General features: G+C 39.1%; 13 protein-coding genes and 1 pseudogene. 11 read left to right on the plus strand and 3 right to left on the minus strand.

The features are described 5' to 3' along the window. Positions 1-12 precede the first annotated feature (12 nt). Positions 13-174 (minus strand): annotated as a pseudogene (locus tag FTU77_RS16140) (cation transporter); the annotation flags it as partial. 571 nt (positions 175-745) lie between these two features. After that, complete coding sequence (gene cysK, locus FTU77_RS04060) at positions 746-1,744, minus strand: cysteine synthase A (protein ID WP_111884368.1); 999 nt, start codon at positions 1,742-1,744, stop codon at positions 746-748. Between the two features lie 282 nt (positions 1,745-2,026). Between cysK and FTU77_RS04065 the strand changes: the two genes are divergently transcribed. The 11 genes from FTU77_RS04065 to gcvH all read left to right on the plus strand — a co-directional run bounded on the left by FTU77_RS04065 (position 2,027) and on the right by gcvH (position 14,165). Beyond that, entirely contained in the window at positions 2,027-2,344 is a 318-nt protein-coding gene (locus FTU77_RS04065) for a helix-turn-helix transcriptional regulator (RefSeq protein WP_078193801.1), read from the plus strand. A gap of 308 nt (positions 2,345-2,652) precedes the next feature. Next, a complete protein-coding gene (locus FTU77_RS04070) occupies positions 2,653-4,389 on the plus strand; it encodes a SulP family inorganic anion transporter (protein WP_180054807.1) in 1,737 nt (578 codons plus the stop codon). 204 nt (positions 4,390-4,593) lie between these two features. Continuing rightward, on the plus strand, positions 4,594-5,787 hold the full coding sequence (gene sstT / locus FTU77_RS04075) for a serine/threonine transporter SstT (protein ID WP_180054809.1): 1,194 nt from the start codon (positions 4,594-4,596) through the stop codon (positions 5,785-5,787). Positions 5,788-5,821: 34 nt separating this feature from the next. Then, positions 5,822-6,496, plus strand: coding sequence for a YoaK family protein (locus FTU77_RS04080; protein WP_180003692.1), 675 nt, complete (start codon positions 5,822-5,824; stop codon positions 6,494-6,496). 12 nt (positions 6,497-6,508) lie between these two features. Further along, positions 6,509-7,045: a DUF2058 domain-containing protein gene (locus FTU77_RS04085; protein WP_180040346.1), complete on the plus strand. Its 537-nt coding sequence runs from the start codon at positions 6,509-6,511 to the stop codon at positions 7,043-7,045. Positions 7,046-7,292: 247 nt separating this feature from the next. After that, positions 7,293-8,543 (plus strand): mechanosensitive ion channel family protein, encoded by a 1,251-nt coding sequence (locus tag FTU77_RS04090; protein WP_180040356.1) that lies wholly within the window; start codon positions 7,293-7,295, stop codon positions 8,541-8,543. Between the two features lie 316 nt (positions 8,544-8,859). Next, on the plus strand, positions 8,860-10,140 hold the full coding sequence (locus tag FTU77_RS04095; RefSeq protein WP_257220678.1) for a GGDEF domain-containing protein: 1,281 nt from the start codon (positions 8,860-8,862) through the stop codon (positions 10,138-10,140). A gap of 98 nt (positions 10,141-10,238) precedes the next feature. After that, the gene (locus tag FTU77_RS04100) at positions 10,239-12,113 is read left to right on the plus strand and encodes an ABC transporter ATP-binding protein (RefSeq protein WP_180054811.1); all 1,875 of its coding nucleotides are present in this window, start codon (positions 10,239-10,241) and stop codon (positions 12,111-12,113) included. Beyond that, positions 12,091-12,540: a MaoC family dehydratase gene (locus FTU77_RS04105; protein WP_180054813.1), complete on the plus strand. Its 450-nt coding sequence runs from the start codon at positions 12,091-12,093 to the stop codon at positions 12,538-12,540. The genes FTU77_RS04100 and FTU77_RS04105 overlap by 23 nt, the downstream gene beginning before the upstream one ends. Before the next feature lie 149 nt (positions 12,541-12,689). Then, positions 12,690-13,718: an AraC family transcriptional regulator gene (locus FTU77_RS04110; RefSeq protein WP_078190954.1), complete on the plus strand. Its 1,029-nt coding sequence runs from the start codon at positions 12,690-12,692 to the stop codon at positions 13,716-13,718. Between the two features lie 72 nt (positions 13,719-13,790). Next, the gene (gcvH, locus tag FTU77_RS04115; protein WP_078193810.1) at positions 13,791-14,165 is read left to right on the plus strand and encodes a glycine cleavage system protein GcvH; all 375 of its coding nucleotides are present in this window, start codon (positions 13,791-13,793) and stop codon (positions 14,163-14,165) included. 97 nt (positions 14,166-14,262) lie between these two features. On the opposite strand, the gene FTU77_RS04120 is transcribed toward gcvH, so the two are convergent. Further along, a complete protein-coding gene (locus FTU77_RS04120) occupies positions 14,263-15,453 on the minus strand; it encodes a PilT/PilU family type 4a pilus ATPase (RefSeq protein WP_078190956.1) in 1,191 nt (396 codons plus the stop codon). Positions 15,454-15,636: the final 183 nt, after the last annotated feature.

Genomic DNA, 15,636 nt, shown 5'->3' on the forward strand with positions numbered 1-15,636 from the left:
CACATTTTTATCACTCTGAACATGTGCTGTTTCAGTGGCTAAATTCACTTGAGCATCAGTGATGCCATCGACTTTTTTTAAGGCTTTTTCAACCCGTGCCACACAAGAAGCACAGGTCATCCCTTCAATAGCAAGTGTGCCATCAAAAAGTTTGCGTTCTGTCGAATCTGTCATGGCAACATCCCAATCATATGTGCTTGTTTTAGGCTATAGCTTAAACTTTACCACAATGGGAAGGTCAAGTTTTTCTGACTCACAGCAAGGCTTTTCTTTAAGGTATAAAGAATTGCGAAGATTTAAAAACATAATCAATAATATTGAATAATGATTATTCAATTAGTTTATTTTTCTGATATTAAAACTACACCTTTCCTCATTATTCAGTAAGATAGAGATTCGTGACCACCAAACGAATTACTCTCTTTCGCATGTACAAACTGTCGAACATTTGCTTTAACTGCGCATATTTGTGTGCTTTTTTATTTTTAATTTTAAGTTGGAGTCTAGATCATATTGATGTTTGGCTCACTCAAGTGGTTATCCCTGCTGTCACGATATGCATACTCTTAGGCTTCCTGTTTAAATATATCGCTCGAAAGTTAGGATATGAACCGCCTAAACGAAAAATTAAACAACAAAATGCCAAAAACGATGATCAAGACGCGGCTTAAGACAAGTATAAATAACAAAATCATCAATAAAAAAGCCCATTCAAATGAATGGGCTTTTTTTCATGTCAGACCTATTAGTCAGCACTAATATCTTCAAATAAAACGGAAGAAAGGTAACGTTCACCACCATCCGGTAAAATGACCACAATGGTTTTGCCTGCATTCTCAGGACGTGCAGCAAGTTTTGCCGCCGCAGCCATTGCCGCGCCACTAGAGATACCCACTAAAATACCGTCGTGAGTAGCCGTTTTACGTGCCCACTCGATCGCTTCAGCACTTTCAATACCGATCACTTCATCAACAAGGTCTAGATCTAAGTTACCCGGAATAAAGTTAGCGCCAATCCCCTGAATTTTGTGTGGCCCAGGAGTCAGTGTTTCGCCTTTTTTCGCTTGGGCAATAATCGGAGATTCAGCCGGTTCAACCGCAACAGAATAAAGTGGCTGATTTTTCACTTTTTCAAAATAACTTGAAATGCCAGAAATCGTACCACCTGTACCTACACCCGATACTAAAATATCCACTTTACCACCAGTTGCTTCCCAAATTTCTGGGCCAGTGGTCAATTCATGAATTTTAGGGTTTGCAGGGTTTTCAAACTGTTGTGGTAAATAATACGTTTCAGGATGTTCGGCAACGAGGCGCTGTGCTTCTTCGACTGCACCTTTCATGCCTTTAGCAGGTTCAGTCAATACGAGATTTGCACCAAAAGATTTTAACACCTTACGGCGTTCGATACTCATACTTGCTGGCATGGTTAATGTAATTGCATAACCTTTCGCAGCTGCAACAAATGCCAAAGCAATCCCTGTATTACCACTTGTAGGTTCTACAATATGCATACCCGGTTTTAATAAACCTTTTTCTTCTGCATCTGCAATGAGAGCTGCACCTACACGACATTTCACTGAAAATGCTGGGTTACGGCTTTCAACTTTAGCCAAGACCGTTGCTTCTGACTGAATCGCACGATTAATACGAACTAAAGGTGTATTACCAATCGCTTCAGCGTTATTACTATATACTGCGATACCTAAATTACTCGTTGCTGGAAAAGCTGAATCTGTTGTCATGACTATTTATCCCTTGTGTATTTATTGAATACGATCTTTAGATGATACAATTATTTTCAAAGTGTGCATGATTTTTTAAGCTAATGTCTTATATTTATGTGCATTTTGTGAAAGCTTGCACTAAAATCAAGCAATAAATTTAACTGATTAACTAAATTTAAACTTATAAAAATTAATGATATTTGATTTCATAAAAAACCATAGAAATTGTCTTATTTATTCAATGTATTAAGCCGTGATATCCGTATACTTGAGCTGTTGTTAATCGTATGGACATATCCAATGAATACCGATCTGGAAATCACTACTATGCGTGATTCTGCCGAATTAGTCGTGGGCGTTTTAAAGTCGCTGGCAAATACGGATCGTCTACTAATTTTATGTCATCTAGCACAGCAAGAATTGAATGTGTCTCAGATTGAAGAAATCACTGATATTAAACAGCCAACCCTCTCACAACAACTGATGATGTTACGCAAAAGTGATGTTGTGACCACGCGTCGTGATGGAAAGCAAATTTATTATTCAATTAAAGATGCAAATTTAGTTCAAGTTCTCAATACTCTTTACCAATTGTATTGCAACCAATCTTATAAATAACACTTAGTTATTTTAAAATTTCAAGCCAGACATGCTGTTCTTGCACCACTATAGATGAATTATCGCAATGGGCAGCAATTCAATACCTCAATTTACCCGCAATACTTCTTCAAAATTTCAATATCTATATCTATTTCGAATATCCAAAGCTTTAAATCAGCTCATACTTTTCATTAATTCATTTAAAATGATGGTTTCTTACATATCCCGTAAATAAGCAGCGATATTGAACGGTCAAAATTTATTGCACAAGACTTCTTAGCACTTTTTGTGCATAATATATATGAAATTGTGATTTATATAAGTTTATGTCAGATTTAAAACCTCATTTCTTACAGAAATTTCCTGCTTGGCAGTGGTTACAGCACTACAGCCCCGTGAAATTTAAATCTGATGTACTTGCTTCGCTGATCGTGATTGCCATGTTGGTCCCTCAAGGTATGGCGTATTCCATGCTGGCAGGTTTACCTCCAATCATGGGTTTATATGCCAGTATTTTACCGATGATTGTCTACGCCCTCATTGGTGGAAGCTCAACTTTATCGATTGGCCCTGTGGCAATCATTTCGATGATGACCTTCGCCACGCTCAATCCGCTATTTGAAGTTGGTTCGCCTGTTTATATTGAAGCAGCGACACTTTTGGCCTTAATGGTCGGGCTGATTTCTCTACTTTTGGGTGTATTCCGTTTCGGTTTTTTAATTCAGTTGATCAGTCATCCTGTCATTAAAAGCTTCATTATTGCTTCGGCACTGCTCATTGCACTGGGTCAGTTTAAGTTTCTCGTCGATGTCCCGCTTAAAGCCAATAACATCCCTGAGTTTGTTTTAAGTTTGTGGGAATACCTGAGTTTGACTCACTTTGCTTCACTCATCTTTGGTGTGCTGGCCATACTGTTTTTAATCTATGTGCCGAAAATATTGGCCACTCAATCGATTCAATCCCGATTCGGCTCTACAGCCTTTCTAAGTAAAGCACTGCCACTGATACTCGTGGTGATCTCGATTGCATCGGTGATGTTATTTGACCTGCAAAATGTCGGCATTAAAACCGTCGGTGAAATTCCTTCAGGTTTTCCACCCTTAAGCTTTCCACATTGGAACTGGGAACTGGTACAAACCTTACTGCCCGGTGCAACAATGATTGCCATGATCAGTTTTGTTGAGTCACTGTCTATCGCCCAAGCTACTGCCTTACAACAACGAAGCCAACTTAATAGTAACCAAGAGTTGATCGCTCTAGGTTTAGCCAATCTAAGCGCAGGTGTTAGCTCTGCCTTTCCTGTGACAGGTAGCTTATCGCGTACAGTGGTTAATGCAGATGCAGGTGCAAAAACACCGATGGCTGGCGTGTTGTCGTCATTGCTGATTATCGTTGTCAGTCTTTACTTCACTGGTTTTTTCCAAGACTTGCCCTTAGTGATCTTGGCGGCCACGATTATTGTTTCTATTTGGAAATTAGTCGACTTTAAACCTTTTGTGGATACTTGGCGTTATTCAAAAGCTGATGGTATTGCGATGTGGGTGACCTTTTTCGGTGTGGTGTGTATCGATATTTCTACGGGTCTCATTATTGGCATTATTTCTACCTTTATTCTGTTGTTATGGCGCATTAGTCGTCCACATATTGCGGTGATCGGCTTGGTTGAGGGCACACAGCATTTCCGTAATGTACAGCGTCATCATGTCTATACCGCACCACATATACTCTCGCTCCGTATAGATGAAAATATCTCGTTTTTAAATGCCAATACGCTTAAAGGTTTCCTGATCAATGAAGTCAGTCAAAATATTGACCTAGAGCATGTTGTTATCAATTGCTCAAGCGTCAGTTCAATTGACTTAAGTGCCTTAGAAATGTTGGAAGAGTTAAATGCTGAATTATCAAAATTAGATATTCGACTGCATTTTTCTGAAGTCAAAGGTCCTGTCATGGATAAATTGCAGCACTCAAAATTACTCACTCATTTGAGTGGTCAAATTTTTCTCACCCATTATCAAGCCATGACAGAGCTTGCTACAGCCAGTTCTGAATACCAAATTTAAAGGTGTATTCGCTCACTGTTTAATCAAACCAAATTTGATAAACAGTGAGTTTTGAAAGGCTTACATTTTAATACACAAAAATAGATTATAAAAAACAAAGATTTATTTTTAAATAAAATTATTTTATAAGCATTCTATATTTTCGTATAAAATACAGCACTAATTTTCATCATTTTGTCATTGTAATTCTGACAAGGCTCTCCTATGTTTTCAGCATTTACACGCTTGAGTTTAGTAACCCGAATTATTATCGCCATTATTTTAGGTGTATTGGTTGCTGTTGTGGCTCCGGGCGTTGCACCCTATTTAAGTTTGCTTGGTGATTTATTCATTAAGGCATTGAAATCCGTAGCACCGATACTGGTCTTTGTACTTGTACTGTCATCCATTGCAAATTTCAAAGTGGGTAGCAGTAATTCTTACATTAAACCGATTATGTTGATGTACGCTATTGGTATGTTCCTTGCTGCTTTAAGTTCAGTAGTAGCAAGCCTTTTATTCCCTAGTACATTAATTCTTGATGTTGCTGCAGAAAACCTTGTGCCGCCAGGCAGTCTTGCTGAAATATTGAAAAACTTATTATTAAGTTTTGTCGCAAACCCTGTTACAGCAATTTCTGAAGCAAATTTCATTGGTATTTTGGCTTGGGCTGTTGCCTTAGGTATTGCATTTCGTCATGCATCAGAGAACACCAAAGTCTTTTTATCTGACGCTGCTGATGCAGTGAATAAAGTAATCCGTTTAGTGATTAACTTTGCACCTGTCGGTATCTTCGGTTTGGTTGCTGTTACATTTGCCGACTCAGGTCTAAAAACGCTTGTTAGTTATGCGCACTTACTTGCTGTATTACTCGGTACCATGTTTTTTGTAGCTTTGGTCATTAACCCACTAATGGTGGCATTTATGACTCGCTCAAACCCGTTCCCATTGGTTTTCCAATGCCTACGCGAAAGTGGTATCACTGCATTCTTTACACGTAGTTCAGCTGCAAACATTCCTGTAAACCTTGACCTTGCAAAGCGTCTTGGTGTCCCCGAATCAACTGCAAGTGTAGCAATTCCTTTAGGTGCAACTGTCAATATGGCAGGTGCATCAGTCACAATTACAGTCCTCACTCTAGCAGCAGTTCATACTTTGGGCATTTCTGTTGATTTCAGCACCATGTTGATTTTATCAGTCGTTGCTACCGTTTCTGCATGTGGTGCTTCAGGTGTTGCTGGTGGTTCATTGCTACTTATTCCAGTGGCTTGTGGCCTGTTTGGTATTTCAAGCGATATCGCGATGCAAGTTGTTGCCATTGGTATGGTCATTAGTGTACTTCAAGATTCAACTGAAACAGCTTTAAACTCTTCGACTGACGTATTATTTACAGCTGCAGTAGACCGTGGTTTAAGATAATATCCTGATATTGGATACTTTTTAAGGCGAGGCCATGCCTTTTCAAACTTTACCGCTTTGGATACAACTGGGTGCTTTTTTTCTCGCAGTGAATGCAGGAATGATTAATGTACTCGGGCTGGTGACGATCTTGCACCAGTCGGTATCTCACATGACGGGTAATGTCAGTATGTTAGCCATGGCCTTCATTGCATGGCAGCCAGCTACGATTATTTATTTGATTTTAGTCTTGCTCTGTTATGTGATTGGCTCATTTTATAGTGGGCTTATTCTTGGAAATAGTCACTTTAGCTTAACCCGACGTTATGGCGTCCCATTAAGCTTGGTGGCTTTTTTTATTGTCCTGTGTTGGCTGCTATTACCCTATTTTCCACGTTATGCTTTGCTTTGGGCATGCGTGGCGATGGGTGTACAAAATGCAATGGTCAGCCACTATAAAGGCACCATTATTCGTACCACACACCTCTCTGGTGTTTTGACGGACTTAGGTTTGGCTTTGGGTTATAAAGCTCGTGGACTTTCGGTTGAGTCTAAACGTGTGGTCTTACATTTATTAATTTTAGCGGGATTTATCGTCGGTGGCATACTTGCCAGTTGGCTTTATCCTTATTTAAAATTAAACGCATTCCTGATTCCTGCCGCACTCAGTTTAGTCATGAGCGCAGTATATTGGATCATCTATTTTCATTATCGACATATACACGATTAGTTGGAACGTACTATGGTTAAAAATGCATTACAGGCGCAACTGCTTAAAGCAGGTCTGGTCGATAATAAAAAGGCAAAAAAATTGTCTAAACAAGCCGTACATGAAAAACGTACCGGTGAAAGTAAAGATGCTGAAATCAAGGCGAAAATTGAGCAAGATCAGCAGCAGAAAATGGCCAAAGATCATGCTTTAGAGCAAGATCGTAAAGTAGTTTTGCAAGAAAAAGAATTAAAAGCTGCCATCATGCAAATGATTAATCAGCATAAAATCCGTGATACCGATGGCGAATCGACCTATCAATTTATCGATGATGCAAAGATCAAAAAGCTTTATATCAATCAGCAAATTTATAATGCCCTTGTTGCGGGTAGTCTTGTTATTGCACGTGAAAATAGCAACTATGCTTTTCTACCAAAAGAATTAGCCGACCGTATTAATGCAAAAATGGAAGGCTTTATTATTGTGAATAATTCTGAAGTCAATGAACAAACCACGGATGAAGAAGATCCGTATGCAGCATATGTGATTCCTGATGATTTAATGTGGTAAGCACTTCAAATCGCCAATGAAGCTCCCGATTCGGGGGCTTTTTTTTATCAACATTAATCTTTTTCAGTCCATAAATATCGGTTATATCTTCAAAAAATCATTCCTTAACACCCAATAAGTAACATTATGGACTATACATGTCGTAACTCCGTAAATTTTACGAGTATAAAATTGCTTATATAATCACCACAATTACAATAGTTTGATCATTAACCCTTTCATTTACATCAATAAGAGTAGAATGATTTTGGAAAAATTTCAGTTCATTAAGAATATTCAAGACTGGTCAGATCAATATCCGTGGCTAGAAATGCTGACTTCGCTCAGTCTTATTATTATTTTTGCCATTATCGCAAATTTTATCGCCAAGCAAATTGTGGTACGTGGTATTCGTAAGCTCGTGTCTAAAATGGCCTTTAGCCACAGTCAAATTTTGTCAGAACATAGTGTGATAAAACGCTTTGCCAACATTGTTCCAGCAATTGTGATCTTAAATGGTATAACCACAGTCCCGCATTTATCTGTGAAGTTTATCTCAATCGTTCAAATGGCTTGTCAGGCCTTTATCTTCCTGACCATTGCTTTAGCCATTTCTGAATTACTAAATATTTTTAATCTGATTTATCAACGTAATCCAAAATCTAGAAACAAACCAATTAAAGGCTATTTGCAGTTGGTCAAATTGATCATCTTTTTGGTTTGTGGTCTAATGATCTTAGGTACTTTTCTGAAAAAAGATGTATTTACATTACTCGCAGGCTTCGGTGCTATGGCGGCTGTACTGATGTTGGTCTTCCAAAATACCATTTTGTCACTGGTCGCTTCGGTACAAATTTCTTCTTATGATATGGTGCGAATTGGTGACTGGATTGAAATGCCCTCGCTCAATGCGGATGGCGATGTCATTGATATGTCATTACATACCATTACTGTACAGAACTTTGATAAGACCTTTACCACGATTCCAACCAATAAACTGGTGACAGACACCTTTAAAAACTGGCGTGGTATGGCACAGTCCGGTGTACGCCGCATCAAACGCTCACTTTATATCGATCAAAGCTCTATTCATTTCATGACTCAGGATGAGCAAAATAAACTCAAAGAATTTTTATTATTAGATCAATATCTTGACCATAAACATGAAGAGCTTGCTCAGTTTAATCAGCAACTTTCAAATCAGTCGCAATATAATCAGCGCCGTTTAACCAATCTTGGGACCTTTCGTGCCTATGTAGAATTCTACTTACAACAGCATTCAGGCATTGCCCAACACCAAACGATTTTGGTGCGTCAGTTACAACCCACGAGTGAAGGCATTCCTTTAGAGATTTATGCTTTTAGTAAAACCATTGCATGGAAAGATTATGAAGCGATTCTATCGGATATCTTTGACCATCTGATCGCAATCACACCTGAGTTTGGACTTAAAATCTATCAAGCCCCTTCTAGTGCCGATTTTAAAGCCCTCATCCAACCAAATGCCGATAAAATCTAAGGCCTAAACGTTCGTCTTCCCATGTATATTCGAAGTAGAAATTCTGTAAATTAAAAAAGTCACAATGGCTGTTGAATATATATGGGACTTTCGTTTAAAACCTACTCAACTATCACAAATGATTATTGATCATGCGTTGCAAGGAATGAGAGCGAACCAGATAAATGCCCAGAGCAATATTTCCTTAAACATATAATTCATCCGAAACAGCTAAAATAGTTAAAAAAACCAGAACAAATACTATACAAATGTAGACATTTTTAGATACTATTTGTTAACAGTTGCATAAAAACGCTTCTAAAATAGGAGCTTGATCATGGAAGGCCCCAATCAACCTTCTCGGAAATCAGTTAAAAACGAATCACAATTACTCATAGAATCGATGAATCGCACTTCTGCCAAACATACGCTCATACAGGCAGAAGCATGTGACTTAGAGAATCGTGTCCGTATTGAGCGTGCTTTATCCGACCCGATTGCACGTATCCCGGCACAGTTTAAAAATGCTTATTACAAATTTTTGTACTACAACCAGAAAGACTATTTAAAGCAGGTCAACTATTTCGCTCAATTGGCATTTTTAATCTATTTTTGGGCAGATCGCTATGTGCTGCCAGACGTAGAAATGCTTTCAGGTGTGATTCGTATCATTGCTATTATTGCTGCATTTAGCCTGAACTATGTTCTGTTTAAATATATCAAACAGATTAAATTGCTCGATTTAATATTACCACTAGCGACTTGCCTTTCTGCAATCCTCTGGTTTGAGATATTACTTCAGTCGAAAAATGAACTGGTTCATAGCTATCAATATGCCGCCATTATTTTGATCGTATTGGGTAATTTAAGTATTCATGTGCATTTTCGCCCTTCGATTATGACCTCAGCCATGATCACGGCAGCGATCCTTTTTGGCGCATGGCGCATTAATGATTTTGGTGATTTTACAATATTTTTATTGGTGTACGTTCCTGTGCTGCTGTTCAGTATGTATATCTGCTGGAACTCTACGCTCAACTCTCGTAAAACGTTTCTAAGAGCGCTGCTAGATGACTGGAACTTTCATACCCTGCGCAAAATTGCCCATACGGATGAATTAACCCAGTTAAGCAATCGTCGCCAATTTGTACATGCTGCCAATAAAAAAATCCAAGAAACCCCAATGACGGTCTGTACCAGTCTTTTGATTTTTGATGTCGATCATTTTAAAGCGATTAATGATCAATACGGACATGATGTCGGCGACCAAGTGCTATGCCAAATTGCTGAAATTGCGCGTAAAGAAATGCGGTTTTACGATATGTTGGCGCGTTTCGGGGGTGAAGAATTTATTGTACTTTTGCCTTTTACCGTCCCAGAAGATGCATTAAAAATTGCTGAACGGTTAAGACATAAAATGGAGCAACATCAGTTTCATATGGATGGTCAATTGGTGAAATTTTCGATCTCCATTGGTGTTTCCAAAATTGACCCTGACCACGCCAAACTCGATCAGTTAATTAAACAAGCCGATATTGCTTTATATGAAGCAAAACGCCAAGGTCGTAATCGGGTTGTACATTTTAATTTTATGAATTTTTGCAGCCAAGCTTTTTAATAAATAAACAAATCAAAATGGAGAAAAACCAGCGAATCCATTACACTCAGAGCGGAAGAAAGAAAGATTAATTACAGTAAAATTCTCAGGTTATCTGCATGCTTAAATGGTTTGAAAACTTAGTTGACGCTTATCCTGAACAGGACTTGAATAAACCATTGCCAACAAAATTTTTCCCCTTTGTATGGCAAGCTGCAACGGGTGTAAAAAAATACCTCTTGTTATTGGTATTCTGTACAGCTGGTGTAGCGAGTTTTGAAGCACTGCTTTATGCCAAAATTGGTGAATTAGTCAATTGGATCAGTAAGTCTCAACCTGAAACCTTTTTACAGCAGCACCAGACCAATCTGACCATTTTAAGCTTTATTTTATTGGCAAATATCTTCTTTTCTTGCCTTCAAACTATTATTAAACATCAGATTTTATACAGTACCTTTCCAATGCGCCTACGTTGGAGATTTCATAACTTATTACTGAAACAAAGTTTAGATTTCTTCCACAACGACTTTGCAGGTCGTTTATCTGCCAAAGTCATGCAAACTTCACTGGCTGTACGTGAGTTTTGGATTATTCTTGGTGACATGTTGGCCTATGTCTTCATTTACCTGATTTCGATCACCGTGATTTTAGGTGCTATATCGCCACTGTTGATTGTTCCATTATTACTTTGGCTGGCTTTATTTATTGGTTCTGCATGCTATTTCATCCCCAAATTAAGCAAAATTTCAAATGAACAAGCCAATGCACGCGCAGTAATGACTGGTCGTGTCACCGATGCCTACACCAATATTCAAACGGTGAAATTGTTTGCCCATGCAGGCCGTGAAAGCCAATATGCCAAAGCCTCAATGAAAGAATTTATGGTGACGGTGTATAAGCAAATGCGACTTGCTGCAAAATACAACATCGCGACGAATTTGCTGATCATTGTTTTATATGGTGGCGTACTTGGAACAGCCGTTTGGCTCTGGATGGATGGTCAAGCTGAGCTTGGGGTCATTGCAGCAGCGACCGCCATGATTTTAAAACTCAGTAGTATTTCCGAGTTTATGATGTGGCAAACATCTGCCCTATTTGAAAATGTCGGGACCATTCAAGATGGGATGAAAACCATGGGCCGCCCAATTCATATTCAAGACAAAGCTGATGCAACCGACTTAAAAGTACCGCAAGGCGAAATTAAATTTGAGGACGTCAGTTTTGCTTATAATGATAAAAATGTCATCGATCAATTTAATTTAACTATTCGACCAGGTGAAAAAATTGGTATTGTCGGGCGTTCGGGTGCCGGAAAATCAACACTAATTCAACTTTTACTCCACTTTTATGATATCAACCATGGTCGTATTTCGATTGATGGCCAAAATATAGAAGATATTACCCAAGATAGCTTAAGAAAAAATATTGCTTTGGTGACTCAAGACACCTCGTTATTGCATCGTACGGTCGAAGAAAATATTAAATATGGTCGCCCGAATGCAACAGATGAAGAAATGTATGATGCAGTGCGTAAAGCGAAAGCTGATGAATTCATTCCTCAATTGATCGACTTACGTGGTCAACGTGGTTATGACGCATTTGTCGGTGAACGTGGCGTAAAATTATCTGGCGGTCAGCGTCAACGTATTGCGATTGCTCGGGTATTTTTAAAAGACGCACCGATTTTAATTTTAGATGAAGCCACAAGTGCGCTCGATTCAGAAGTCGAAGCCGCGATTCAATCGAGTTTAGATGATTTGATGCAAGGCAAAACTGTGATTGCCATTGCGCATCGACTGTCAACAATTGCGCAAATGGATCGCTTGATTGTCTTGGATCAAGGACGTATTGCTGAGCAAGGCACCCACGAAGAGCTTGTTGCTTTGAATGGTATTTATGCACACTTGTGGCAGCGTCAAACCGGTGGATTTTTAATAGAACAACATAAAGTAAAATCAAAGGAAGATGAAAATGCTGTATCTGGAAGACCTTAAAGTTGGTGATCACTTTAGCAGTCGTGAATATGAAATGACTGTTGAAGAAATCAAGCAATTTGCCAACGCTTATGATCCTCAGGAATTTCATACAGATGAAGTCAAAGCCCAACAGCACCCGATCTTTCAAGGATTAGCGGCAAGTGGTTGGCATACCGCTGCTGTAACGATGCGCTTATGGACTGAATGTTTCCCTGTGGCTTATGGCTTAATTGGCTCTGAGTCAAGTCTGCGTTGGCCATGCCCAACACGTCCGGGAGATAAAATTCGTGTAGAAGTTGAAATATCTGCAATTACTCCGTCGAAAAGTAAGACAGACCGCGGCATTGTGACCTATGTTACGCAAGCGCTCAATCAGCACAATGACGTTCTTTATATGTCTACGACCAAAATTGTGGTCTTTTCCAAAGATTTTAAACCGAATTAATCCTTAACGGCCTACTTTACAACGCTAAGGTAGGCCGCTATAAATAGTTGAGCCTAGTCAGTTTGTCCAACAATTTTTGTGGGATACAACACGGAATCATGCCAATATAACCTTGAACAGAAGAAAAACCCGCATTGCAACGGAACGCTATGAAAACAATTAATTCCCGTCAGGATCAGGGTATTCCCGGAGTGTATGGATTGCTCCTTTTAGATGTGGTCTCTCGATGGGGCTACACTGCAGAAACATTATTTAGTCCATTCGGATTAAACAGCGAACAATTGGCTGAACCAGATTTCCGTATTCCAACACCCATCGCCAATCAATTGGTAGAGCACGCACTACGATTAACCGGTGAGCCCACTTTAGGTTTTCATTTGGGCAACCAAATGCGCATCTCTATTCATGGTTTTATTGGCTATGCCATCATGACGGCGAAGGACATAACCGATGCCTTAGTCTTGGCAAACCGTTTTATTCAGCTACGCATGCCCTTTTTACAGCTTTTTTTCTCGACTTTTGGAACCAAAGCGACTGTTCAACTACAAACAGACGTTACGATTGAGCCTTTACGTACTGAGATTTCGATTGCCTTAATTTTTGGCATGATCAGCATGGGCAAAGCAATTACCGGTGTGGATTATTCTGCTGGTGAAATTGATTTTGATTTCCCTCAACCTGAAGGTTTTGAGCGGTTTATTGCCAAATATCCACGGCACCAATTTAGATTTGATCAGCCACACCTTTTACTCAGTTTTGATAAGCAATATTTAACCAATAAATTGGTCCATGCAGACCCGATTGCCAGTCAAATCGCGATTAATCAATGTGAAGCTGAACTCTCCGCTTTGGGCGAACGTCACCGTATTGCCATGCGCGTTCGTGACATTTTAACCAACTCCGAGCAGCACTATTTAAGTATTGAGAGCGTTGCTGAACGGCTACACATGTCCGATCGAACCCTTAAACGCCAACTTGCTGCTGAAGGGACTTCATTTTCAACTTTGGTCGACGAAGTTCGCTACCGCCATGCTACTTCGCTTCTATCACGGACTGACTTTACCTTAGAGCAAATTGCTGATGAATTGGGCTATAGCGATGTTGCCAATTTCAGCCGTGCATTTAAACGCTGGAGTGGTCGTAGCCCAAGCAATTGGCGTAAAGATCCGTACTTATAAGTCTTTTGTTTTACGTAAAAAGCATGTATAACTCATGCCAAAAATGAATTTAATGGATTTAAGGAGTTATCAATGAATCATCCTTCAGATTTAAAGTACGCAAGTACACATGAATGGGTGCGAATTGAAGGTGACCTTGTTGTTACAGGCATTTCTGATCATGCACAAGACGCATTGGGTGATTTAGTTTATGTTGAAGCACCAGATGTGGGTCAACATATCACAGCTGGCGAACAAGCGGGTGTGGTTGAGTCGGTAAAAACTGCTTCTGATATTCATGCTCCAGTTTCTGGTGTGGTTGTTGAAGTCAATCCGGACCTTGAAGATGATCCTGATTTTGTAAATGATGCACCTTATAGCAAAGGTTGGATTTATAAAATTAAACCAGACAATATGGCTGATGTAGATGCTTTATTGACCAGCGAACAATACGAAGCTGGTCTGTAAATATTTATAATATCTAAAAAATCAGCCCTCAGGCTGATTTTTTTATTTCAATAAGATGGCTAAATTGCCTTATATAATATTTGCATAAATATCCAGCTTATATTTCTTCCGAAGCTTCGGTACTTTCAGGTTCTTCTTTCTTTTCTTCAACCATACTAAAAGATTGCGCAGCCGCTGAAGTACCATTTGCACGTGAACTTTTAAGTTTAATTTGCAAACGTAATTCATTAGTTGAATCGGCATTTCTTAAAGCTTCTTCATAAGAAATAGCGCCGTCATTATATAAATCAAATAAAGCTTGGTCGAAAGTTTGCATCCCAAGTTCACGAGATTTTGCCATGATCGCTTTTAGTTCATGAAACTCACCTTTCAAAATCAAATCTGAAATGAGCGGCGTATTTAACATAATTTCAACGGCTGCACGGCGTCCTTTACCATCTTCAGTCCGGATTAATCGCTGAGAAACAATCGCTTTCATATTGCTCGATAAATCCATAAGCAATTGATTTCTTCGCTCTTCTGGGAAGAAGTTAATGATTCGATCTAGGGTTTGATTGGCGTTATTTGAATGTAGCGTACCTAAACATAAATGTCCTGTTTCAGCAAAGGCAATTGCATGTTCCATAGTCTCGGTGTCACGAATTTCACCAATTAAAATCACGTCTGGTGCTTGTCGCAAGGTATTTTTTAAAGCGTTATGCCACGAATGACTGTCTACACCGACTTCACGATGCGTAATCATTGATTTTTTATGCTTATGCACATATTCCACTGGGTCTTCAACAGTGATGATATGCCCTGCGCTGTTTTCATTTCGATAATCAATCAGCGCCGCTAAAGAGGTTGATTTTCCTGAACCTGTACCTCCAACCACTAAAACTAAACCACGTTTTTCCATAATCACGTGCTTAAGCGAAGCCGGTAATTTAAGCTTTTCAAAATTTGGAATTTCTGCCGTAATGGTACGAATGACCATACCCACATGTAACTGTTGCTGAAATACATTGACACGAAAACGCGAAACGTTTGGCACACTAATCGCAAAGTTACATTCTAGTTCTGTTTCAAACTCTTTGCGCTGCTTCTCATTCATCAAACTATAGGCGAAAAGCTTTGTTTTCTCAGCATCAAGTTCTTGCTGCCCAAAGGGTTTCATCATGCCTTGATGTTTAATACTTGGTGGAAAATCTGCCGTAATAAATAAATCAGAACCCCCATATTCAACCACTTTGGTTAACATGTGGAACATAAAACGGCGTGCTTCTTCCAGCAATTCAGCAGTGTACATCAACTTGCCCAATATAAAATTTCAAACACCCAAGCACAGATTGTCATTATTTCAGGCGCTGTATTGGGCTTAGATATTATTGTGCATAAAAAGTGTGATTCACTCAAACATAAAATACTGAATTATCAGTATATATTCTAGGAAATATGCCGTTTTTCAATTTTTATATCGCAGTAAACAATA

It is taken from the genome of Acinetobacter sp. YH12142 (assembly GCF_013418435.1).
Taxonomy (GTDB): Bacteria; Pseudomonadota; Gammaproteobacteria; order Pseudomonadales; family Moraxellaceae; genus Acinetobacter; species Acinetobacter amyesii.

Excerpts from the sequence above, each read along its gene's own strand:
- FTU77_RS04120 (WP_078190956.1), bottom strand. The coding sequence starts at position 15,453 with ATGTACACTGCTGAATTGCTGGAAGAAGCACGCCGTTTTATGTTCCAC.
- FTU77_RS04085 (WP_180040346.1), top strand. The coding sequence starts at position 6,509 with ATGGTTAAAAATGCATTACAGGCGCAACTGCTTAAAGCAGGTCTGGTC.
- FTU77_RS04095 (WP_257220678.1), top strand. The coding sequence starts at position 8,860 with ATGGAAGGCCCCAATCAACCTTCTCGGAAATCAGTTAAAAACGAATCA.
- FTU77_RS04110 (WP_078190954.1), top strand. The coding sequence starts at position 12,690 with ATGAAAACAATTAATTCCCGTCAGGATCAGGGTATTCCCGGAGTGTAT.
- FTU77_RS04105 (WP_180054813.1), top strand. The coding sequence starts at position 12,091 with ATGCTGTATCTGGAAGACCTTAAAGTTGGTGATCACTTTAGCAGTCGT.
- sstT (WP_180054809.1), top strand. The coding sequence starts at position 4,594 with ATGTTTTCAGCATTTACACGCTTGAGTTTAGTAACCCGAATTATTATC.
- FTU77_RS04065 (WP_078193801.1), top strand. The coding sequence starts at position 2,027 with ATGAATACCGATCTGGAAATCACTACTATGCGTGATTCTGCCGAATTA.
- cysK (WP_111884368.1), bottom strand. The coding sequence starts at position 1,744 with ATGACAACAGATTCAGCTTTTCCAGCAACGAGTAATTTAGGTATCGCA.
- FTU77_RS04100 (WP_180054811.1), top strand. The coding sequence starts at position 10,239 with ATGCTTAAATGGTTTGAAAACTTAGTTGACGCTTATCCTGAACAGGAC.
- FTU77_RS04080 (WP_180003692.1), top strand. The coding sequence starts at position 5,822 with ATGCCTTTTCAAACTTTACCGCTTTGGATACAACTGGGTGCTTTTTTT.
- FTU77_RS04070 (WP_180054807.1), top strand. The coding sequence starts at position 2,653 with ATGTCAGATTTAAAACCTCATTTCTTACAGAAATTTCCTGCTTGGCAG.
- gcvH (WP_078193810.1), top strand. The coding sequence starts at position 13,791 with ATGAATCATCCTTCAGATTTAAAGTACGCAAGTACACATGAATGGGTG.